Source organism: Rubricella aquisinus, assembly GCF_014199445.1.
GTDB lineage: Bacteria > Pseudomonadota > Alphaproteobacteria > Rhodobacterales > Rhodobacteraceae > Rubricella > Rubricella aquisinus.
In genome coordinates this window covers 1-22,325 of the sequence record NZ_JACIJS010000006.1, presented here as the reverse complement: position 1 = coordinate 22,325, position 22,325 = coordinate 1, and the positions used below count along the sequence as shown (strand labels likewise).

The following is a 22,325-nucleotide window of genomic DNA, read 5'->3' as shown; positions in this document are numbered from 1 at the left end:
ACAAGACCAGCATGTTTCAAACATTCGATATTCAGACCTCCCCCGACACAGCCGCCCCAAGGATCGCCGCCCTGCGCGCGGAGATGGCCCGCGCGGGCGTCGATGCGTTTTTGGTGCCCCGCGCCGATGCGCATCAGGGCGAAACGGTTGCGCCACGGGATGAGCGGCTGAAATGGCTGACGGGTTTTACCGGCTCTGCCGGCCTGGCAATCGCCGGGCGGGAGAGCGCCGCCGTCTTTGTCGATGGCCGCTATACGTTGCAGGTGCGCACGCAATGTGACGCGGGCGTCTTCGAATTTGGCACTTTTCCGGGGGAGGCCCCTGCCCGCTGGCTGCGCGCCCTGCTGCCAGAAGGCGGCATCGTCGCCTATGACCCATGGCTGCACGGCGTGGCAGAGATAGATGCCTTGAGCGACGCGCTGCGCCCCGCTGGCATCACCCTGCAAACCACGCCCAACCTGATCGACGCGGCATGGCCCGATCAGCCCGCCCCCCCGCAAGGAGAGATGACGATCCAGCCACACGCGCTTGCCGGGGCCACGCATGAGCAAAAACGGCTGGAAATCGCGGAAGGATTGAGTGCGCGCGGGGCACAGGCCGCACTCCTCACCCTGCCCGATGCGATCGCATGGCTGCTCAACATTCGCGGCAGCGATATAGCGCGGATGCCGGTGGCGCAGGGCTTTGCCATTCTGCATGCGGATGGGCAGGTGGACCTCTACGGAATGGAGCAGAAACTCACGCCGGAGGTGCGCAGCCATCTGGGCAACAGCATCCGCAGCCATGACGCGGCCCGCTTCTTGCCGGATGTCGAGGAGCTTGGCGGCACGCTTAGTGCGGATCGGGCCAGCACGCCCGTTGCGGTGATCGAGGCGGCGCTTGCAGGCGGGGCCACGCTCGATTGGCATGATCCGATCGCCTTGCCCAAGGCCCGCAAATCGGAGGCAGAGATCGCGGGCGCACATGCCGCCCATCTGCGCGATGGCGCGGCCTTTGCCGAATTCCTTTGCTGGCTGGATCACACCGCGCCCGGTGACCTGACGGAGATTGCCGTGTGTGAAAAGCTGGAGGCTTTCCGACAGCAAACCGGCGCGCTCAAGGATATCAGCTTTGAGACGATCTGCGGCGCGGGGCCAAATGGGGCCATCGTGCATTACCGGGTCAACACCGACACGAACCGCGCGCTGAAATCGGGTGAGTTGCTTCTGGTGGACAGTGGCGGGCAATATCAGGACGGTACTACCGACATCACCCGCACCATCGCCATTGGCCCGGCGGGTGAGGAGGAAAGGCGCGCCTTCACCCTCGTGCTGAAGGGCATGATCGCCATCTCCCGCCTGCGCTTTCCCGCCGGGATTGCGGGCCGGGATATCGACGCGCTCGCCCGCGCGGCCCTCTGGCAGGCGGGGTATGACTATGCCCATGGCACTGGGCATGGGGTCGGCAGCTATCTCGGTGTGCATGAGGGGCCACAGCGCATCGCACGCACCTCCCATATCCCGTTGGAGCCGGGCATGATCCTATCGAACGAGCCGGGCTATTACCGCGAGGGCGCGTTTGGCATCCGCATCGAAAACCTCATCGTCGTGCGTCCGACCGCACCGGTTGAAGGAGGCGATATCAACATGCATCAGTTCGACACGCTGACCCTCGCCCCTATTGACCGCAGGCTGATCAACCCTATGCTCCTGACCAATGACGAGCGCGACTGGCTGGATGCCTATCACGCGCATGTCCTCACGGCGCTCACCCCGGTGGTTTCGCCTGACACGGCCTCTTGGCTCGCTCAGGCCTGCGCCCCCCTGTGACATAGGGCCCCGATACCGGGATCAGTCACGAAACGGTCACACCGCGTGCGAACACTCGCGCGCGACGGTTAAGGAGACGACACATGGTAGAGAAACACATCACGATCAGTGCGGCAGGCGGCACATGGGTGGTGCGCGCGCAGGGTGCCGTCATCGCGGAAAGCAGCAATGCGCTCAAACTCTACGAAGGGTCCGCTGACCCGGTGATCTATTTCCCGCGCGAAGATATCGGGATGATCTTTCTCGAAGACAGCGACCAGACCAGCCATTGCCCGCACAAGGGCGATGCGACCTATTTCCATATCGAGGGCAAAAGCGGCCGGATCGAAAACGCGGGCTGGAGCTATGTCACCCCGAAGGAGGAGGTCTCCCGGATCGCAGGCCATATCGCCTTCTACGAGGATAAAGCAACGGTGGAGCAACTCTGACCGCGCGCGCCCCTTTGCGCATGACTGCGCCCCAAAAACAGCACGCCGAGCCGCTCTTGCGACCTCACCCCAATTCACTTTCTTAAAATATCCCCGCGCGGCGCGCACCGCCGCGTGGCACACGCGGCGGCCCGGCCCAAAGGGAGACGCCTTATGCCCATAAGGCGGCGACGTGCGGGAGCGCCCCTTACGAATGCTCCTCGCGGGCGGTTTCTGCCAGCGCCCGGTTATAGGCTTTGAGCGCATCAACATGGAACAAGGCCCCGATCAGGGTCGGCGCCTCCCCATCCCCATTCTCCTCCACCACGGGAATGGAATTCGCGCCAAATCGGTCAAAGAGCGGCATCGCCGTCTCCAGCGTGGCATTGCGGGTCAGGAACGCGCCTTGCTCCACCATGTCCCAGCATTGTGTATCTGAGGCCCCATTCTCCGCCCCGCGATGGCGCATCAGGTCCATCGCGCGCATCGTACACAAGAGGTATTCCTGCGGGCCTGCGGCCACATGCACGCCGCGCCGCTCGATCTGTGTGAGGAAAAAGCTGCGATCAACCAGCCGGGCCGACAGGGCCGTCGCCAGCGACACGCTCACCATCACCGCGATCCCGGCCTGCCAATCCCCGGTCAATTCGAACACGATCAAGGTGGTGGAGATCGGCGCACCCAGCACCGCCGCTGCCACCGCCCCCATGCCCGCCAGCGCATAAAGCGCCTCCGAGCCGGACACTTCGGGAAAAATATTGGTCGCAACAAGGCCAAACGCCAGCCCCGTCAGCGCCCCCAGCATCAGCGATGGCGAAAATACCCCACCCCCCATGCGCCCGCCAAAGGTGATCGCCACGGCGAATATCTTGATGATGGCAAAAACCACCGCTTCCCACATCAAAAAGCCGCCGGTCAGCGCGCGGTTGGTCGTCTCATAGCCCACGCCGATGATATGCGGAAAGGCAAGCGCGATGGCCCCAAGGATCGCACCGGCAAGGGCCGGGCGCAGCCAATTGGGCATCCTGAGCCGCGTTTGCACCGCGTCGCCCGCATCCTCCGCCCAAAAGATCGCTTTCATCATCACGACCGCCGCCAACCCACAGACAAGACCAAGGATCATGAAGGCCGGGATTTCGATATAGAACGCAAGCGTATGCGCGGGCAGGATAAATTCCGTGGCCTCCCCGCTCCAGAGCCGCGACACCACCGTGCCCATGACGGAGGCCACGACAATCGGCGCAAAGGCATGGATCGCGAAATGACGCAGCACGACCTCCAGCGCGAACAGTGCCCCCGCAATCGGCGCGTTGAAACTGGCAGAGACCGCGGCTGCGACCGCACATCCCATCAGATCGCGCGCCGTGATGGCATTGGCGCGCATCCAGTCCGACACATAAGACGACATCAGCGCTGCAAGATGCACCACCGGCCCCTCGCGCCCGCTGGACCCGCCGGTCGACAGGGTGATCATCGACGCAAGGGCGGAGGCCCATCCGGCCTTGCGCTCCACCCGGCCATTGCCGATGGCCGCCCCCTCGATCACATGCGCGACAGAGCGCGCGCGCCCATCAGGTGTAAAGAAATGCAGGATAAAGCCGACGGTCAGCCCGCCGATGATCGGAATGCCCACCACCCAATACCATGGCAAGGTCGCCAGCAGCGAATGCAGTTCCCGATCCGTCGCACCATAGAAGGTTTCTTGCAACAGGGCGATCCCGTCGCGAAACAGGATCGCGGCAATACCAGCCGCAACCCCGATCAAAAGGGCGATGATCCAGAAAAGGAGCTTGTTCGGGCCGTCCTCGCGCACCTTGCGCACGCCAGCGACGCATAAGCTGCGCAATTCGGCGTAGTTTTGCTTCAAGGTGTCGCGCACCGGTTTCGTCCCGTCGCCCCGTTACCCTTGCGTAACACTCGTGTGACAGCTTGGGAAGGGTCAGCTTTTGCGTCTTATCCCAATCGGCTGACCAATCTGGGCCGCGGGCGTCAAATGCGCGTGATCTGCCTTCATCCGGTCAAGCCGTTTGAGCACGGAGGCGGCATAGGGTGTGGACCGCCGGGCCTCCAGATCGACATTCATCAAAAGCTGTTCACAGGTCGCCGCGACGCCCCCCTGCCCATTGATGAACTCGACAAAGATATGCATCCGCTTTGCATCATGATCCAGCAGGCGCAGGCGGCAATGGAATGTCTGCCCCTCCAGCATCTCCCCGAGGTAATGGATATGAGATTGCAGCGCATATGGTCCTTCGCGCGCGGCAGCAGCATAGGCCTCCCCGATGCCAAGGTGATCTTCCAACAGCCGGTCAATCGCCTGATCAATCGCCATTGTGTAATAGGCCACGTTCATATGCCCGTTATAGTCGATCCAATCGGAGGACACCGTCTGAGGCGCGGTTTCGAGGGGCGCGGCATAGGGGCCATCATGGCCGCCAATCGGCTCTTTGGTCATATCTGCTGTCCTTTTTTCTTTACTCTTAACGAACGCGCCGTACACTCCGACCAAAACGGGGAGGATTGGATGACGATTGAAACCGCCATCGACGCATTGCGCAAGACGCTCGGCGAAAAGGTCAGCACCTCTGACGCCGTGCGCGACCACCATGGGCAGAATGAGAGCTATTTCGCGGTGACCCTGCCCGATGCCGTGGTGTTCCCCGAAAGCACCGCCGATGTGCAGGAGGTCGTGCGGATTTGCGCAGCCCATGCCTGCCCCATCGTGCCATGGGGTGTCGGCACCTCGCTGGAGGGGCACGCGCTGGCCACATCGGGGGGCATCTCCCTTGATATGAGCCGGATGGATAAGGTGCTCGCCGTTCATGCCGCGGATATGGATGCGATCGTACAGCCGGGTGTCACGCGGGAGGCGCTGAACGAGGATCTGCGCGCGACGGGCCTGTTTTTCCCCGTCGATCCGGGGGCCAATGCGACGCTTGGCGGGATGGCGGCGACCCGCGCGTCCGGCACCACAGCCGTACGCTATGGCACGATGCGCGAAAACGTCATGGCGATGGAGGTCGTTCTGGCCGATGGGCGCGCGATCCGCGTGGGCAGCCGTGCGCGCAAATCCTCCGCAGGATACGACCTGTGCAAGCTGATGATCGGGTCTGAGGGGACGCTGGGTATCATCACCGAACTGACCGTGCGCCTGCAGGGCCAGCCTGAGGCGATATCGGCGGCAACCTGCACGTTTGACAGCGTCTCCGCCGCGGTCGAGGCCGTGCAACTGACGATCCAGATGGGCATTCCCATGGCCCGGATCGAATTTGTCGATGCCGACTGCATTCGCGGTTTCAACGCCTATGCCAAGACGGATATGCCCGAAAAACCCCACCTTTTCATGGAGTTTCATGGCACGGAGGCGGGCGTGGCCGAACAGGCGGAACGCGTCGGCGAAGTCATGTCAGATATGGGCGGCAGCGCCTTTGAATGGGCCACGCGGGCCGAAGATCGCAACCGGCTCTGGCATGTGCGGCACAACGGATATTATGCGGTCAAGGGGCTGCGCCCCGGCTGTCAGGCGGTCACAACCGATGTGTGCGTGCCGATCTCCCGCCTTGCTGAAGCGGTGGAGGCGACGCGAGCCGATATCGCGGCCTCCCCCATTGAGGGGCCGATTCTGGGCCATGTGGGAGACGGGAATTACCACGCCGCCCTGCTGATCGCCCCCGGAGATGCGGAGGAGCTGAAAATCGCAAAAGACCTCGCCCACCGCATGAACCAACGTGCGCTGGACATGGGCGGCACAGTCACCGGGGAGCACGGCGTGGGTCTGGGCAAGAAACGCTACATGGCGGAGGAGCATGGCGATGGCTGGGCCGTGATGGGGGCCATCAAACGCGCGCTTGATCCGCAAAACATCCTTAATCCCGGCAAAGTGGTGGACCTGAATTGATCCCCACGCCCGGCGATGCACCCCACCTGTTTGTCGCGGCATGGATGGCGCGCGACGCCGCCGCACTCGCGGCCCTTTTCGCAGAAGATGCAGATTTTGTGAATGTCACCGGTTTGTGGTGGCATGACCGGCAAGCGATTGAAAAGGCGCATCATTACGGGCTGACCACCTTTTTCCGCGACAGCACGCTACGTGTCGGGCGGGTCAATATCCGCGATCTTGGCGATGTGGCGGTGGTGCAATCCCGGATGCATCTGAGCGGGCAAATCGCGCCGGATGGCAGCACGGCAGGGGATCGGCAGAACCTGTTCACCTTCGTCCTGCACCGTCAGCCGGGGGGCTGGCTGATCGTGACCGCGCAAAACACCGATATCGCGCCCGGCAAGGAAACGCATCTCGTCACCAGGGGTGACATGCGGGCGGTGGATTACCGCCCGCCGCGCTGATCAGAAGCGGTATTCGTACCCGATGGCAAACGACGTGGCATCAGCATTCCCGAACCGATCGTCCAGATTAAAGGTCCGGTATTCGCCAACAATCGCAGAGCTTTGATCCCAGTGATACCCAAGGCCAAGGCCGATCACCGTTCCATTGGCCTCCACATCGCCCAAGGTCACATGCTTTGAATTAACAAAGGCCCGCCCAGCAGAGGCGCGCAGGCTTACCTGATCAGCAGCTTGGAGATGCAGACCAACCGCGACCGATTGGCCATTCTTGGTTTCGGTGTTGCCAGTCGGTGATTTCCCATCAAGGAATTGGTAGTCAAGCTGACCGTAAACGCCAATCCGGGCGGAAAGCGGATGGGTGTAGCGCGCCAGCACGCCAAAGCCGGTCGCGTCAAAATCCGTGGTTGTTTGCGGGTCGATCGTAGTGGTGGACGCCGTGCCCCCGATGGTGAATCCCGCTTGAGGGGCCGCACACCCTTCACACGCCATGGCAGCGGATGTGGTGGCGATCACAAGAGCAGAGGAAATAATAAATGGTGCAGCGTTCATTTTAAACTCCAATATGAATCAGCACCTTGCCTATATTTGTATCGCACGAAGCCATCAATACAATCACCGGCTTGAACATAAAATTCACGCAGAATTCACGCATTGACAAAAATACATGCGTATAATTATATATTACCTGTCGATCAATGATCGGGCAGCCGCCCTTGCTTCATCCGTCAAAGTATCGCCGGACAACATACGCGCGATTTCATCGACGCGGGAGAGCGGATCGAGTGGCCGCACGTCCGTGAGCGTCGTCTCCCCATCCGACGATTTCGCGATCTGCCAATGATGCTGGCCAAGGGCTGCGACCTGCGGGCTGTGGGTGACGACGATGACCTGCCCTTGGCCCGCGAGGGCGCGCAGGCGGCGGCCCACCGCATCCGCCGTGGCCCCACCGACACCGCGGTCAATCTCATCAAAGATCATGGTCAGGCCCGCGGCCCGCGTGGTCAGGCACACTTTCAGCGCCAGAAGGAAGCGGGACAATTCCCCGCCCGACGCAATCCGGTTGATCGGGCCAGAGGGCGCGCCGGGATTGGTGGACACGGTGAAAGTGACCGCATCCGTGCCGCTGGGGCCGTGATCGGCGGGGGATATATCCGTGACGAACACCGCGCGTTCCATTTTCAGCGGCCCAAGTTCGGCGGCCATCGCAGCGTCAAGCCGTGTCGCGGCCTCTTGCCGGGCCGCAGACAGCGCCTCTGCGGCAGAGGTATAGCGCGCCTGCACCTGCGCCAGATCAGCCTCCAGCGTAGCGATCTGATCTTCCCCCTGCTCATACCGCGCCAATCGGCCCGACAGATCGCGCGCCAAATCCGGCAGCGCATCCGGTGTGACGGAGTGTTTGCGCGCCAAGGCGCGGAGCGCGAACAGCCGCTCCTCGCACCGTTCCAGTTCAAGCGGATCATACTCCAGCAGGCCAAGTGCGGCCTGCACGCCAGCGTCGGCCTCCGCCAATTCCGCGAAGCTGCGGTTGAGCGCCTCTGCCGCGTCGGTGAGCGGTTTGGCCAGCTCCGGGTCGCTCTGTGCGGCCACATCCTCGATCCAGCGCAGGGCATTGCCAAGGAGCGGTTCTGCCCCGTCCGCCCCGCTGATGGCCTGTGCGGCGCGCTCCACAACCGTGCGCAGCTTTTCCGCGCCCTGCATCCGGCGGCGCGCGGTATCAAGGGCGGCATCCTCCCCCGGTTCCGGGGCGAAGGCGTCAAGCTCCGCCACCGCGTGACGGAGGAAATCCTCGTCCCGCGCGGCTTCTTCGCGGGCGGCGCGCGCCTCCGACAGGGCCGACCGCGCCTTGCTCATCGCAGCCCATGCTGCCTGCACCGATTGTGTGAGGTCCGGATGCCCGGCATAGGCATCCAGTAGGCTACGATGCACTTTCGGATCGAGCAGCCCGCGATCATCCTGCTGGCCGTGAATTTCCACGAGCGTGTCGGCCACCTGCCGCAATGCCTCTGCCGAGGCCCGGCGGTCATTGATGTAACCACTTCTGCGCCCATCGGCGGTCGCCACGCGGCGCAGGATCAACGGCTCCCCCGGCTCATCCGGCAGGTCCAGTTCGGCAAGCACGCTGTGCGCCGGGTGATCGGGCGGCAGATCGAATTCCGCCGTGACACTGCCCTGATCGGCCCCGCTGCGCACGATGTCACCGCGCGTCCGGTTGCCAAGCGCAAAGCCGAGCGCGTCCAGCAGGATGGATTTGCCCGCCCCGGTCTCACCGGTCAGCACATTGAGGCCCGGCTGAAACTCCAGATCGAGCGCATCAATGAGCACAACATTGCGGATGGACAAGACACGCAGCATCGCGGCGCGATCTCCTAATGCGTCACAGCCAGCGGCCGCGGATCACCTGGGACCAGATGGATCGGAAGAACGAGCGGTCCTCTGTCCCGTTGCTCGTGCCCTGTGTCTGCATCAGGGTGTAGGTGTTTTCATACCAGTCCGAGCCGGGGGAGTTATAGCCCAATAGGGCCGCTGCCTTGCCCGCTTCCTCATCAAGGCCAAGCGCGAGATAGGCTTCGACCATGCGGTGCAGCGCCTCCTCCACATGGGTCGTGGTCTGGAAATCGTCGATCACGGTCTGGAACCGGTTGATCGCGGCCATGTATTGCCCCCGCTTGAGGTAGTAACGGCCGATCTCCATCTCCTTCCCGGCGAGGTGGTCCATCGCCAGATCGAATTTCAACTCGGAATCGCGCGCATAGGCCGAACCGGGGAAGCGTTCGATCACCTCGCGCAAGGCCTGTAGCGCGTTGAGCGTCGCCTGCTGATCGCGGCCCACATCGGTGATCTGATCGTAATAGGCCAAGGCGATGAGGTACTGCGCATAGGGCGCGTCCTCGTCATTGGGGTAGAATTCGAGGAACCGGCGCGCGGCGGCCTGGCTGCGCTCAAACTCGGCGGCCTGATAATAGGCGAAGGAGGACATGATGATCGCCCGGCGCGCCCATTCGGAATAGGGATAGAGCCGCTCCACCTCCCCAAACAGCTCGCCCGCGTTGAAATTGCGACCCTCGTTCAGTTCGCCCTCGGCCTGTGCAAAGATATCCTGCGGTGGGGTTGCTTCAAGAATGGCCTGCTCATCCGGCTGCTCACAGGCTGCGAGCAACATGATTGCCAAGACACCAACAAACCCTGTGATCGCGCGCATGGAACCCCCGATAGCCATTGATCTGGGCCGGTTTCCTCCGCACCCTGTTTGGCGAGGTTTAGCATGGAACGCGCATGGATGGGAACACCCCGCGCCGCCTCTCACGCAGGCTTGTTTCAGGCGATCCGGCGCAGCTCATCCCGCTGCGGGACAAGCCCCGGCAGGCCGTAGACATCCATCGGCCCGCATTCTTCCATGCGCCACGCATCGGGGCGATCAAAGAGGGTGCGCAGCAATTGATTGGTCACACCATGACCCGAGCGGACACCGTCATAGCGGCCCAGAATCGGCGCGCCCGCCAAGGCAAGGTCGCCCACCGCATCCAGCATCTTGTGCCGCACGCATTCGTCCGGGTGGCGGAAGCCATCCACGTTCAGCACCCGCGCGCCATCAACCACGATTGCATTGTCGAGAGACCCGCCAAGCGCCAATCCGCGCGCGCGCATGGCATCGACCTCATAGGCCCGGCCAAAGGTCCGGCAATTGGCCAAATGCTCGACAAAGGCACCATTGGCGACCTTCATGCTGCGCGCCTGATAGCCAATCGCGGCATCGGGGAAATCAATCTCGAACGCCACTTCGAACGCGGATGCGGGCGACAACGCCGCCGACGCCCCGCCGACCTGCACTTCGACCCGGTCCAGAATACGGATGATCCGGCGCGGCGCGGTCTGAACGGTCATGCCCGCGTCGATGATCGCATCGACGAATACCTTGCTTGAGCCATCCATGATCGGCACTTCGGGGCCATCGACCTCAATCATCACGTTGCTCAGGCCAAGCCCGGCAAGAGCCGCCATAATATGCTCAACGGTGGAAATCGTCACGCCATCGCGGTTCGACAACAACGTGCAAAGCTGGGTATCGGTCACATGGTCATAGGCGGCGGGGATCAGCGGATCAGCGCCCACCACATCCACCCGCTTGAACCAGATGCCCGTTTCCGCGGCAGCAGGCAGCAACGTCATACGCGCAGTGCGGCCACGATGCAGGCCAATACCTGTCAGCGTGATCGGACGGCGGATCGTCGTTTGAAGATGTGTCTGCACCTGCGGCCTCATTCTTTCCTGTCCTGCCGGTGGGCATTTTGCCTCTCCCGGACCGGATGGACGCATATCGCCCTGTCCGATGTGATCAAGATATGCGGTTTAAACCCTAAGGTTCAAATCAAGGAATGTGTCGGTTTGCAACAATCCCTAAACATTTGATCTTAAATGCAAAAAGCCGCCCCGATAAGGGGGCGGCCCAAGTGACGCCAGGTCAGTTTTCAGGGGGTCAGTTGGCCTGACGCCGCAGGAACGCGGGGATTTCCATCCGGCGGCGCTCTTCTTCGTCGAGGCTGTCTTCCTGAACGCGCGGGGTCAGGGCGGGGTTGGCGCGCGCGGGCTCCTCCCGTTCTGCCGTGCCGGTCATGCGGCTGACGAGCGACCCGATAGCGGAGCGGCGATGACGCTCCTCAGTCACGGCCTGACGCGGCTCCTCGACCGGCTCGGGGCGCTGGACTGCGACCGGGGCTTTCGGCTCCTTGCGCACAGCGGCCTCAAGCCGGGCCAGCGTTTCGGGCGTCGGCTCACCGGGGACGGCGGCCTGCGGCGCGATAAACGTTTCGGGCTGGCGTGGAGCCGGTTCTGGCTGCGGCTGCGGCGCGGGCTGCGCGAACAGGCCCGGCTCTTCGACATGGTGCTGCGGTGGCATGTCCGCGACGCGGCGCTCCACAAACACGTTGGGCTGCTGCGGGGCGGGTGCAGGCTCTGCCTCAACCGGGGCGGGCGCGGACATGCTGGCCCGTGCCGGCGCCTCGGACCGGCGCACTGCCGGAACAGGACGTGCGTTGGCCTCCACGTCGATGCCCGTGGCCACCACCGACACCCGCATCACATCCTGCAAATCAGGATCAAGCGTGGAGCCGACGATGATATTCGCCTCCGGGTCCACTTCGGAGCGGATGCGGTTCGCGGCTTCATCCAGCTCAAACAGCGTCAGGTCATGGCCGCCAGTGACGTTAATCAAAACGCCCTTCGCGCCCTTGAGGCTGATCTCATCAAGGAGCGGGTTGGCGATGGCTTTCTCCGCCGCCTCAACAGCGCGGTTTTCACCGGTTGCCTCACCCGTGCCCATCATCGCCTTGCCCATCTCGTCCATGACAGAGCGGACATCCGCGAAATCAAGGTTGATCACACCCGGACGAACCATCAGATCGGTCACGCCCTTCACACCCTGATAGAGCACATCGTCAGCCATGGAGAACGCCTCGGTGAAGGTCGTTTTCTCATTGGCGAGGCGGAACAGGTTTTGGTTAGGAATGATGATCAGCGTATCGACATGCTTTTGCAGCTCCGCGATGCCCTCTTCGGCAAGGCGCATCCGCTTTGCACCTTCAAACTGGAATGGCTTGGTCACAACACCGACGGTCAGGATGCCCATCTCCCGCGCGGCCTGCGCGACGATTGGTGCAGCACCCGTGCCGGTGCCGCCGCCCATGCCCCCGGTGATGAACACCATGTGGGAGCCTGCGAGATGGTCGATCACCTCTTCGATGCTTTCCTCGGCGGAGGCGCGGCCAATTTCGGGCTTTGCCCCGGCGCCAAGCCCTTCGGTCACCTTTTCGCCAAGCTGGATTTTCCGCCCGGCGGTGGATTGGATCAGCGCCTGCGCGTCGGTATTCGCGACAACGAACTCCGCACCCTGCAGGTCTTTTTCGATCATGTTGTTAACTGCGTTGCCGCCGGCCCCGCCCACACCGAAAACGATGATACGCGGCTTCAGGTCCGACTGCTCCGGCATACGGAGATTCAAGCTCATGGGAGATCCCGCCTGTATATGTGACTGCTCAAATTATGAGGATGATCTGCCGCCATCCTTCTGATTCGTAAGGTAGCGCAACGGGGACTCGCCGTCACGAAAAAACCGCAATGATTCAAAGATTTGCGCGCGGTGGCGTAAGTATTTGGTGGCGATTTTGGCTTCAGTCAGCCTTAATTCGAAGTGGTATTCCGTCTCAACAAACCGCGCCTAGAATCTGATTTTTCGGCAAAAATTGAAATCGAGCACACACAACCATAAGCAGAAAATCGCCCATTTCGGGGGGCTGTCACCAACTTTCCTTAAACCACCGCAAGGCGCGCCTGATCCGTTGTCCTCCGATACGATCGTCGGGCATCTCGAAATCCCAGCATTCGTCCTGCGGTTTCACGAGATGCAGCGCAAGACCGACCGCCGCCGCGAATTGCGGGGCGGTTTTTGCCTGTGGAAGACCCGGGATATAGAGCGGGCGACCGATGCGGACCCGGCGGCCAAGGATATGCTGCGCGATATCCTCCAGCCCAGGGATCTGGCTCGACCCGCCCGTCAGCACGATGCGCCGCCCCGGCAGATCGGAGAAGCTCGCCGCGTCCAGCCGTTCGCGCACGGCCTCAAGGATTTCCTCAACCCGTGGACGCATGATGCCGATAAGCTCCGTCCGGCTGATCCGGTTGCGGCTGGGATCGGTATGCGGATCGCTCGCGACTAGGGATAGCATTTCAAGGTCATCCATGGATGTGGCCACCAGCCCGCCATGCACGGTTTTGAGCCGTTCGGCCAAACCTGCCGACACGCCAAATCCCTGACTAATATCGCGTGTGACATGCGCCCCGCCCATCCGCACGCTGTCAGCATAGATCAACTGCTTGCGGATAAAGACTGAAATCCCGGTCGTCCCGCCGCCAATGTCGATACAGGCAGCGCCTAGGTCCAATTCCTCTTCCGTCAGGCTCGACAGGCCCGCCGCGTAGGCAGAATGGGCCAGCCCTGACAGTTCCAGATCGCAGCGACGCATACATTGCAGAAGGTTTTGCACGGGTGCACGCGCGACCGTCATCATGTGCATGTCCACGGTCAGTTTCGCGCCCGTTAGCCCGCGCGGATCGGATAGGCCGGTGCGGCTATCGAGTGTGAAGTTCACGGGCAAAGCATGGAGCACTTCGCGCCCCTCGCCATAATCGGGCACATCGCAACTGCCGAGGGCCGCGCCAATGTCTGAGGCCGACACTTCGCCATGCTCGACCTCCGCCTCCCCCAACAGGCCATAGGACCGGGGCCGCCCACCGGAAAAACAGGCGATGACATGATCGACACGGGTTTCGGCCATTTTCTGGGCGGCGGACACAACGGTCCGCAGACCGCGCTCGACCTCTTCCATCGACACCACTTCGCCAAGGTCGATGCCGCGCGATTGGGTGGTGGACGCGCCAATAACCCGCAAGGCCGCGTGACCGTCAAGCCGCCCTACCCCGTCGGCACGGGGCGCGCGCAGTTTGGCCGCGTCCACCTCCAGCACGAGACAGGTCATCTTGCTCGATCCAACATCCACGATGGCAACATTGCCGCGCCGCAGGGCGGCTTCGCGGCGTTCACGCATCGCGCGTTGGGATTTGTAGAGGGCAATCCGGGTCATGGGCTCAGGCATCCTCCTCTTGGGTCATGGCCCGCAAGCGGCGCATTTGCGGCACAGCGTCAGGGCCAAGACGCACAATCGCGCGGGCCTCGTCGCGCAGATCGACCAGCGCGATGTCCCGCTGCAAAAGGTCGGTGGAGCGGTTCAGCGCCATCAGACGCAACGCGGCCTGTTCCGGGCGGCTCTCGGGCAAAAGGATGCGGCGATTTCCGGCGAGCACGATGTCCCACCGCCGCTCGCCCATGCGGACGATCCCCCGCACGTCGCCAAGGATTGGGCGGATCGCGTCCAGAATGATTTGTGCTTCGCTCACCTTGGGCGCCGCACCCTGCCCGATCACAAGCGGCAAATCGGGTCGCGCGGCGCGCGCGTCCAGCGGGCCAAGGACCACGCCATGCCGGTCAATCAGGTCCAACCCACCCGCATGGCGCCACACGGCGGCCGGGCGGCGCTGCTGGATATCAATCGTCAGGGTGTTGGTCTCATTGATCGACAGCGCGGCATTACGCACGGCCGGGACTTCTTCGATCCGAAGGCGCAGCGCGGCAAGGTCCAGCGTCAACGCAGAGGCCGGCAGCACCGGCGCGATCTTTTCCCGGATCAGCGCCTCCACATCCGCCGCGGTCCCGGCGACGGTGACGTCGTCCACCATGAAGCGGGGATGGGTGATCACATCCTGCCGCAGCTCGGTATAGGTCTGCGCGATCAACGCGCGATGGGAAGGGTATAGCGCCACGCCTGCCACCGCACAAACCGCGACAGTCGCGGGCAGCCAAACGGTCACGGCCCGCCGCACGCCCCGGCGCATCCACAAGCGGGAGATGCGATAGGCAAGGCGCGAGGGCGCGGGATCGCGGCGCGGCTTTACCGGTTGCATGTGGCATCCTCCACCAGCATTCGGCACAACGCACCATAGCTGATCCCGACATGGGCGGCTTGCTCCGGCGAAAGGCTCGTCGGGGTCATGCCGGGTTGGGTGTTTGTCTCAAGAAGGTTCAAGCCCTCTGTCCCGCGCGCTTCGTCCCAGCGAAAATCGGTGCGGCTCATGCCACGACAGCCCAGCGCCTTATGCGCTGCGACCGCATGGGACAAGCAAAGGCGGGTGATGTCCTCCGGTAGGTCGGCAGGCAGGATATGGGTCGAGCCGCCCGCAACATATTTGGCGTCAAAATCATACCAGCCCGCATTCACCACGATATCGGTCACGCCCAAGGCAACCGGCTGGCCGCTGGTATCCAGCACCGTCACCGTCAATTCGCGACCGGGGATGAAGGCTTCGGCCATCAGCTTATCCGGGGTACTCGGAGCGATCTGCGCAGTGCCATTGGCACCCTCCGGCACGATATACACACCGACCGACGATCCTTCCGTCACGGGCTTCAGGACATAGGGCGGCTCCATCGGATGGCGCGCCATCGCTTCCGCCTTGGTCACGGGCACATCGCGGACCACAGGCAGGCCATTGGCGCGGAAAATCGCCTTGCTGGCCCGTTTGTCCATCGCCTGAGCGGAGGCACGCACGCCCGAATGGGTGTAGGGAATGCCCATCCATTCCAAAAGGCCCTGAACGCAGCCATCCTCGCCCCAGCGCCCATGCAGCGCATTGAACACGGCATCGGGCGTGAGATCCGTCAGAACGGAGCACAGATCGGGGCCAGCATCGACCTCGAATACCTCGAATCCCTCTTCCCGCAGCGCGGCTGCGACATCTCTGCCTGACACAAGAGACACCTCCCGCTCAGCGGAAAGGCCACCCATGATGACCGCGATACGGGGACCAGTCCTGCTCGACATGGGCCCGCCTCAAATCTACGCCCCATTTTCGGGGTCTCGTGCTTCGCCTGTTTTCAGGTCGAATTGGTGGTGAGTGTAGCGCCATCCCGCCCGCCGGAACAGCCCCTTTCTTGCCATACTCCGTCAAGTTCACCTGAGCCTGCGCCGCTCAGCGGATCGGCGCGCTGACATCAACCAATGTACCGTTAGGATCACGCAACAAAACACGTCGTTGACCATAGGATAAATCCGTTGGTGCTTGAACAATCTCAACACCCAATTCGGAGGCCGTTTTGTGGATTGCCTCAACCGCATCCACAACAAATGTAAGCATGGTCCCGCCGGGTAACGCATCGTGCCCTGACGGGATCGTTTCATGAGAATTGTCCAACACGCCTAGCTCGAACGCGGGCATGTCTGGATGGGCAAGAAGCACAAACCACCCAAAGTCACCAGACCGTCTCAGACCAAGAAGGCTTTCATAGAAAGACGCGGTTCCGTCCACATCATCGGTTAGAATGTTGGTAAATGCGCGCTTCATGCAGTCGTCCTCCCAGTCTGAGCTTCATCGCCATACACCTATGTATGCTTGCGAATGCCATACATATGTGTATGTTTTCTAAATGCAAGAAAAACCGTTACACACAGATGATTGGCTCAACCTCGCCTTGGAGGAGCTGAAAGGGCATGGCGCAGGCGCGCTTAAGGCGCTTCCTCTATCGAAAAAGCTGAACGTGACGCGCGGCAGCTTTTACCATCATTTTGAAAGTCTGGAGGTCTTTCACTCGGCTGTCATTGCACATTGGTCCAAGCGCTCAAGCGGACCGGTCATCGCGACGGCTCAAACAACACCCGATCCGCGCGAAGCCTTAGAACACCTTTTGCAAGTGACCTTCCAATCCGGTGAGGCATTGGAACGCGCAGTACGTTCATGGGCAACGCAACACCCAAAGGTGGCTATCGAAGTTGAGAAGGTGGATGCCAACCGGATAAACGTTACCGAAGAGTTGCTCATCAAATGCGGCCTACCAAGCGATTTGGCGACAACGCGGGCGCGGCTCCTCTATTGGGCGGCTATTGGGCGCTTAATGATGCCTTTCCCAGAGCAGAGTCTTTTCACCAAAGCTCAGATTGTTCAAATCACACATCTGATGCTCAAACCTTGAATGCCGATATCCCTTGTCACGGTTTTGGCACGCCGACCCTCAGTATTTCCCATGTCAGGTCAATGCCGGAATGCGCCCGGACCCGCGCGCGGACGTCCTCCCCCAATCCTTCAAGGTCTTCGGGCGTGGCCTCCCCGGTATTGACCAGAAAATTGGGGTGTTTCGGGGACATTTGCGCGCCGCCCCGTGTCAGCCCCCGGCAGCCCGCATCGTCGATCACCTTCCACGCTTTCAGGTCATGGCGATCGTCCGCCTGCCCGGTGGAGCTATACCCCGCCGGATTGCGGAAGGTGGAGCCGCAGGAGCGGTCTTTGATTGGTTGGGTCGCGTCCCGCTTGGCGAGTTGATCGGCCATGCGGGCCTCCAGCGCCTCCGGTGCGCCCATTGGGCCACGCAAACTTGTATGGGTGATGATGAAGCCATCGGGCAACCGGCTCGACCGATAGGCAAAGCCGCATTCCGCCCCCGTCAGGGTCAGCGCCGCGCCGTCCCGTGTGACACCATGCACCGCTTCGACCACATCGGCCATGTAGCTGCCATAACAGCCCGCGTTCATCCTGACCGCCCCGCCGATGGCGCCGGGGATGGTGCGCAGAAAGGTAAGGTCAACGCCTGCCGCAGCGGCCTTGCGCGCCACATAGGCATCGAGTGCTGCCGCGCCCGCAATCACCTGATCGCCCTTGACCTCGATCCCGTTAAATCCACGACCAAGCCGCACCACGACCCCCGCAATCCCGCCGGAACGGATGATCATGTTGGAACAGACCCCGATGGGAAACACAGGGATTTCCGCCGGACAGCCCGCCAGAAACGCCGCGAGGTCATCCGCATCAGCAGGCTGAAACAACACCTCCGCTGGCCCACCGACACGCAGCCACGACAGACGGGACAGGTCAAACCCGGGTGTCAGCGTGCCGCGCACGGGGGGGAGGAGAGAGAGGAGATCGGTCATCCGCTACACCTATTCCTTTCGTTGCCAAAGGCCAAGCTGCCGCCCCAGCCACCTCACCGCAAACCACAGCGGCCAGCGAAAGACGCTCGCAGCGGCGATCAGCGCGATGGCGACGGCGGGCCAGTTGTGGGCCTGATAGAGCAGCCACAGGATCGGGATCAGCGTGGCACTCAGGACATAGAACGCCTGCCAATGATAGCGGCTGTTGGCAATCGCGATCATCTGGCCAATCAGCGCCCAGACGGCGAAAACGAGGATGGCCGTCATATCCTCAGGCGAGGCTGCGCGGCAGCGCGTGCGCCCATTGGGTGATCGTGCCCGCGCCAAGGAATACGACGATATCGCCGGGCGCGGTCACGTCGCGCACCAACGCGGGGATCGCCTCTTGCCCCGGAAGCGCGCGGGCGTCCCGGTGGCCGTGTTTTTTGATCCCGGCGACGAGCGTGTCGCGGTCGATCCCGTCAATCGGAGCCTCCCCGGCGGCATAGATGTCAGAGATGGCGACCACATCCGCCTCATTAAAGCAGGTGCAGTATTCCTCGAACAGGCTCTCGACCCGGGTGTAGCGGTGGGGCTGGTGGATGGCGATCACGCGGCCCGTGGCGGCACGGCGCGCGGCTTTCAGCACGGCGGCAATCTCCACCGGGTGATGGCCATAATCGTCGATGATCGTGACGCCGTTCACTTCCCCCACATGCGTAAAGCGGCGGTTGACGCCGCCAAACCCTGCGAGCGCGCGGATGATCGCCTCATCCTCAATCCGCAGATCAAGCGCCACGGCAATCGCGGCAAGCGCGTTTTGTACGTTGTGATCGCCGGGCATGGGCAGGCGCAGCCCTTCAAGCCGCCGCTCTCCCATGCGGCCCCGCGCGATCACGTCAAAACAGGCGACCGTGCCGTCATAGCGCAGGTTCACCGCGCAGACATCGGCCTGAAGGCTGAACCCATAAGTGATGATCCGCTTATCCGTCACACGACCCACCAGCGCCTGCACTTCGGGATGGTCGATGCACAAAACGGCGGCGCCATAGAACGGGATATTGGAGACGAAACTGTCGAACGCGGCGCGCAGCGTGTCGAAATCGCCGTAATGGTCCATATGCTCGGGGTCGATATTGGTGATGATCCCGATGGTTGCGGGCAGTTTGAGGAAGGTGCCGTCGCTTTCATCGGCCTCGACGACCATCCATTCGCCCTGCCCCATCCGCGCGTTGGAGCCATAGGCATGGATGATCCCGCCATTGATCACAGTCGGATCGACCCCGCCGCCATCGAGCACGGCTGCGACCAGAGAGGTCGTTGTGGTTTTCCCATGGGTGCCCGCGACGGCGACGTTGGATTTCAGGCGCATCAGCTCCGCCAGCATCTCTGCCCGGCGCACGATGGGCAGGCCCGCCTCCCGCGCGGCGTCAAGCTCGGCATTGCCCTTCTTGATCGCGCTGGAGATCACGACGACCTCTGCCTCCGCGATATTCTCCGCCCGTTGTTCAAGGAAGGTGCGCGCGCCAAGGCTGCGCAACCGCTCAAGGATCGGGCTGTCCTTCAGATCAGAACCCTGTACCCGATACCCATGGTTGAGCATCACCTCCGCAATCCCCGACATGCCGATGCCTCCCATTCCGACGAAATGGATGGGTCCGATATCTTGCGGCAGGCGGGTGGGGCGTGGGGTCACGGGGCGCTCCTTTGGCTTATGGTCTCAACCAGATCGGCAAGGCGGGTTGCGGCATCCGGGCGGGCGACGGTCAGGGCGGCTTGCGCCATCTTTGCCGCGCGCGCTGGCGATTGCACAATTGCGGCGATATGGGCCGAAAGCCCCTCTGCCGTCAACGCGGATTGCGGGATCATCTCCGCAGCGCCGGCGGTCACGAGCGGGCGCGCATTGGCCGTTTGATGATCGCCAAGGGCAAGCGCATAGGGAATAAGGATCGACGGTCGCCCGATGGTGGCGATATCGGCCACCGAGGACGCGCCGGAGCGTGAAATCACCAGATGAGCCCCCGCCAACCGCTGAGGAATATCCTCAAAGAAGGGGCGGATATCAGCCGAAACGCCCAAATCGGCATATCGGGCGATGACGGCCTCCTGATCCTCCGCACGCGCCTGTTGGGCAATGCGCAGGCGTTGGCGGAGCGGCTCGGGCAAGGACGCGATGGCCTCGGGCACGACGGCGGACAGGATTTGCGCCCCCTGTGATCCGCCAATCACCAAAAGGTCGAGCGCCCCATCGAGTGAAAGGGTATAAGGGGCCCCTGCCCGCTCAAGGATCACATCCCGCACCGGATTGCCCACATGCACGGCATTGGCCCCCGAGGGCATATCGGTTGGCCAGACGGAGCAGGCAACCTGATCGACGCGCCGGGCGAATAGGCGGTTGACCTTACCCATCACGCCGTTCTGTTCATGAAGCAGGCGCGGCAGGCCCAACAGCACTGCCGCCCCCATGGCCGGAATGGTCGGATATCCGCCAAAGCCTGCAACGCAGGCGGGCGGATCGGCGCGCAATTGCGCGCGCGCGGCCAAGACCCCTTTCGATATGGCAAAGGGCACGCGCAGTTTCGCGCCAACCCCTCCGCGCGCGAAAGTGGCAGAGGCTACGATCCTGCGCTCCACCCCATCGGGGAACCCACCCGCATAGCGCGCGCCGCGATCATCCGTGGAGAGGTGCACCCGCCAGCCGCGCGCGAGCATCTGCTCGGCCAGTGCTTGTGCGGGAAACATATGCCCGCCCGTGCCCCCGGCGGCGATCACCAAAAGAGGCGCGCTCATTCCACATGCCCTGCGTAAAGCGCGTCTTCCAGATCATCCTGACGCCGCGTTCTGGTGAAGGCCAACAGCATGCCCAGCGTGATGCCCGCCGCCAGAAGGGAGGAGCCGCCATAGCTGACAAAGGGCAATGTCATGCCCTTTTCCGGCAATAGCCGCGCGGAGACACCGATATTGATGAAGGATTGCACGGCGATCAGCATGGCAAGCCCGGTGCCCGCAATGCGGATGAAGGGATCTTTTTCGAGCCGCAACCGCCAGATTGCGCGCAGGGTGATGGTCAGGAACAGCGCCAGAAGGACGAGCACCATCACGAGCCCGTATTCCTCTGCCGCGACGGCGACGATGTAATCGGTATGGGCGTCGGGCAGCCGCCATTTGACGGACCCTTCGCCCAGCCCCACGCCGAAAAGGCCGCCTTCGCGGATCGCCGTAGTGGCAAATTCAAGCTGGCTGTTGGCACCCACCTCGCCTTCCAAAAACCGGTCAATGCGCGGGGCGATATGGTTGGGGAACAAAAGATAGGCAGCATAAAGCCCGCCACAAGCGAGCCCGACAATGCCGATCAGCACAGCCCAAGGCGCGCCTGCGACGAACACCATCACGCCCCAGCTGGCAAACAGAAGGCTTGCCTGCCCGATATCGGGCTGCATCGCCAAAAGGGCCACAAGGAACATCAGCACAAGAAAAGACAGACTGCGCCCCGGCGGACCATTTCGGGTGAAACTGGCGGACATCAGCCATGCGGCAAAAATCACGAAAGCCGGTTTCAGGAACTCCGATGGTTGTAGCGACATGAAGCCCAGCGAATACCAGCGCGTGGCCCCTTTGCCATAGTTGGTGCCGAGCACCGGAAGCAGGATCACCGCAATGGTGACAATGATGAAGGCCACAATCGCACAGCGGCGCACCGCCGAGGGCGACATAAGGGAGATGATAAGCATGACCGTCAGGCCAAGCACACCGAAAAACGCCTGTCGCGTAACGTAGTGAAACGGATCAAGGCCATTGCGCTCCGCCAATGGGGGGGAGGCCGCCTGCCCGAGCAACAAGCCAATGAGAAAGAGGATCAGCACCAGCGCCAGGGTCCAGCGATCCACGCTGCGCCACCACCGGGCCAATCCCGGCTCCCCATTTTCATAAGGATCCACATGAACGGACCCATGCACCATATCGGTCATGGAGTGTCCTGCCTCTTGTTATACCTGCTCGCGCCGCCTCTTTGTGCGGTCATCGGGAGGAGTGTAGCTATCTTTCCGGTTTCACGCTAGCCCCGCGATCCCGAAGCAAAGGGGGCCCCTCCCGCCCGTCGTTCCGTCGCTGACGCTCCGTCCTCCCGTTGGGCCGGGCCGCCCGCTAACGCGGGCGGGTGCGCGCCGCGCGGGGTATATTTGAAGAAAGTGAACCACTACCGACTGACGTCGGTAGCATCTGGGCTGTGCGTCGCGAGGTACTGAAGTACCAGGTCATTCGTG

Annotated in this window: 21 protein-coding genes; 5 read left to right on the top strand and 16 right to left on the bottom strand. The window is 62.5% G+C overall.

Features of this window, described 5'->3' with window-relative positions; translation table 11 throughout:
* Window positions 1-11 precede the first annotated feature (11 nt).
* Complete coding sequence (locus tag FHS89_RS10410; RefSeq protein WP_184011362.1) at window positions 12-1,808, top strand: aminopeptidase P family protein; 1,797 nt, start codon at window positions 12-14, stop codon at window positions 1,806-1,808.
* An 83-nt stretch (window positions 1,809-1,891) separates the two neighbouring features.
* On the top strand, window positions 1,892-2,236 hold the full coding sequence (locus FHS89_RS10405; protein WP_184011360.1) for a DUF427 domain-containing protein: 345 nt from the start codon (window positions 1,892-1,894) through the stop codon (window positions 2,234-2,236).
* A 187-nt stretch (window positions 2,237-2,423) separates the two neighbouring features.
* Here the strand turns inward: FHS89_RS10405 and FHS89_RS10400 are convergent, their stop codons facing one another.
* Window positions 2,424-4,094 (bottom strand): chloride channel protein, encoded by a 1,671-nt coding sequence (locus FHS89_RS10400; RefSeq protein ID WP_425502788.1) that lies wholly within the window; start codon window positions 4,092-4,094, stop codon window positions 2,424-2,426.
* A 60-nt stretch (window positions 4,095-4,154) separates the two neighbouring features.
* Window positions 4,155-4,670, bottom strand: a complete 516-nt coding sequence (locus FHS89_RS10395) for a thioesterase family protein (RefSeq protein ID WP_184011358.1) — start codon at window positions 4,668-4,670, stop codon at window positions 4,155-4,157.
* A 69-nt stretch (window positions 4,671-4,739) separates the two neighbouring features.
* On the opposite strand from FHS89_RS10395, the gene FHS89_RS10390 reads away from it, so the two are divergent.
* Together FHS89_RS10390 and FHS89_RS10385 are read left to right on the top strand one after the other, a co-directional pair.
* A complete protein-coding gene (locus FHS89_RS10390) occupies window positions 4,740-6,113 on the top strand; it encodes an FAD-binding oxidoreductase (protein WP_184011356.1) in 1,374 nt (457 codons plus the stop codon).
* Window positions 6,110-6,559: an SgcJ/EcaC family oxidoreductase gene (locus tag FHS89_RS10385; RefSeq protein WP_246413781.1), complete on the top strand. Its 450-nt coding sequence runs from the start codon at window positions 6,110-6,112 to the stop codon at window positions 6,557-6,559. The genes FHS89_RS10390 and FHS89_RS10385 overlap by 4 nt, the downstream gene beginning before the upstream one ends.
* On the opposite strand, the gene FHS89_RS10380 is transcribed toward FHS89_RS10385, so the two are convergent.
* The 9 genes from FHS89_RS10380 to FHS89_RS10340 form a co-directional block, all read right to left on the bottom strand.
* On the bottom strand, window positions 6,560-7,108 hold the full coding sequence (locus FHS89_RS10380) for an outer membrane beta-barrel protein (protein WP_184011354.1): 549 nt from the start codon (window positions 7,106-7,108) through the stop codon (window positions 6,560-6,562).
* A 132-nt stretch (window positions 7,109-7,240) separates the two neighbouring features.
* On the bottom strand, window positions 7,241-8,911 hold the full coding sequence (gene recN / locus FHS89_RS10375) for a DNA repair protein RecN (protein ID WP_184011353.1): 1,671 nt from the start codon (window positions 8,909-8,911) through the stop codon (window positions 7,241-7,243).
* A gap of 22 nt (window positions 8,912-8,933) precedes the next feature.
* Window positions 8,934-9,758: an outer membrane protein assembly factor BamD gene (locus tag FHS89_RS10370; protein WP_246413778.1), complete on the bottom strand. Its 825-nt coding sequence runs from the start codon at window positions 9,756-9,758 to the stop codon at window positions 8,934-8,936.
* A gap of 116 nt (window positions 9,759-9,874) precedes the next feature.
* Window positions 9,875-10,819, bottom strand: a complete 945-nt coding sequence (gene lpxC / locus FHS89_RS10365; protein ID WP_184011349.1) for a UDP-3-O-acyl-N-acetylglucosamine deacetylase — start codon at window positions 10,817-10,819, stop codon at window positions 9,875-9,877.
* Between the two features lie 214 nt (window positions 10,820-11,033).
* Complete coding sequence (gene ftsZ, locus FHS89_RS10360; RefSeq protein WP_184011347.1) at window positions 11,034-12,560, bottom strand: cell division protein FtsZ; 1,527 nt, start codon at window positions 12,558-12,560, stop codon at window positions 11,034-11,036.
* A 289-nt stretch (window positions 12,561-12,849) separates the two neighbouring features.
* Window positions 12,850-14,193, bottom strand: coding sequence for a cell division protein FtsA (ftsA, locus tag FHS89_RS10355; protein ID WP_184011344.1), 1,344 nt, complete (start codon window positions 14,191-14,193; stop codon window positions 12,850-12,852).
* A 4-nt stretch (window positions 14,194-14,197) separates the two neighbouring features.
* Complete coding sequence (locus FHS89_RS10350) at window positions 14,198-15,070, bottom strand: cell division protein FtsQ/DivIB (RefSeq protein WP_184011342.1); 873 nt, start codon at window positions 15,068-15,070, stop codon at window positions 14,198-14,200.
* The gene (locus FHS89_RS10345) at window positions 15,058-15,987 is read right to left on the bottom strand and encodes a D-alanine--D-alanine ligase (RefSeq protein WP_184011340.1); all 930 of its coding nucleotides are present in this window, start codon (window positions 15,985-15,987) and stop codon (window positions 15,058-15,060) included. The genes FHS89_RS10350 and FHS89_RS10345 overlap by 13 nt, the downstream gene beginning before the upstream one ends.
* 148 nt (window positions 15,988-16,135) lie before the next feature.
* Window positions 16,136-16,507 (bottom strand): VOC family protein, encoded by a 372-nt coding sequence (locus FHS89_RS10340; RefSeq protein WP_184011338.1) that lies wholly within the window; start codon window positions 16,505-16,507, stop codon window positions 16,136-16,138.
* 82 nt (window positions 16,508-16,589) lie between these two features.
* Between FHS89_RS10340 and FHS89_RS10335 the strand changes: the two genes are divergently transcribed.
* Window positions 16,590-17,132, top strand: a complete 543-nt coding sequence (locus tag FHS89_RS10335; RefSeq protein ID WP_184011336.1) for a TetR/AcrR family transcriptional regulator — start codon at window positions 16,590-16,592, stop codon at window positions 17,130-17,132.
* 16 nt (window positions 17,133-17,148) lie between these two features.
* On the opposite strand, the gene murB is transcribed toward FHS89_RS10335, so the two are convergent.
* From murB to FHS89_RS10310, 5 genes are read right to left on the bottom strand one after another with little or no spacing between them, the layout of a single operon-like run.
* Window positions 17,149-18,084 carry a UDP-N-acetylmuramate dehydrogenase gene (gene murB, locus FHS89_RS10330; protein ID WP_184011333.1) on the bottom strand — a complete coding sequence of 312 codons (936 nt, stop codon included), beginning with the start codon at window positions 18,082-18,084 and terminating at the stop codon, window positions 17,149-17,151.
* Window positions 18,085-18,093: 9 nt separating this feature from the next.
* Window positions 18,094-18,351 (bottom strand): DUF2484 family protein, encoded by a 258-nt coding sequence (locus tag FHS89_RS10325; protein WP_184011331.1) that lies wholly within the window; start codon window positions 18,349-18,351, stop codon window positions 18,094-18,096.
* A gap of 4 nt (window positions 18,352-18,355) precedes the next feature.
* Complete coding sequence (gene murC / locus FHS89_RS10320; protein WP_184011329.1) at window positions 18,356-19,759, bottom strand: UDP-N-acetylmuramate--L-alanine ligase; 1,404 nt, start codon at window positions 19,757-19,759, stop codon at window positions 18,356-18,358.
* Window positions 19,756-20,853, bottom strand: coding sequence for an undecaprenyldiphospho-muramoylpentapeptide beta-N-acetylglucosaminyltransferase (murG, locus tag FHS89_RS10315; protein WP_184011327.1), 1,098 nt, complete (start codon window positions 20,851-20,853; stop codon window positions 19,756-19,758). The genes murC and murG overlap by 4 nt, the downstream gene beginning before the upstream one ends.
* Complete coding sequence (locus tag FHS89_RS10310; RefSeq protein ID WP_184011325.1) at window positions 20,850-22,031, bottom strand: FtsW/RodA/SpoVE family cell cycle protein; 1,182 nt, start codon at window positions 22,029-22,031, stop codon at window positions 20,850-20,852. The genes murG and FHS89_RS10310 overlap by 4 nt, the downstream gene beginning before the upstream one ends.
* Window positions 22,032-22,325: the final 294 nt, after the last annotated feature.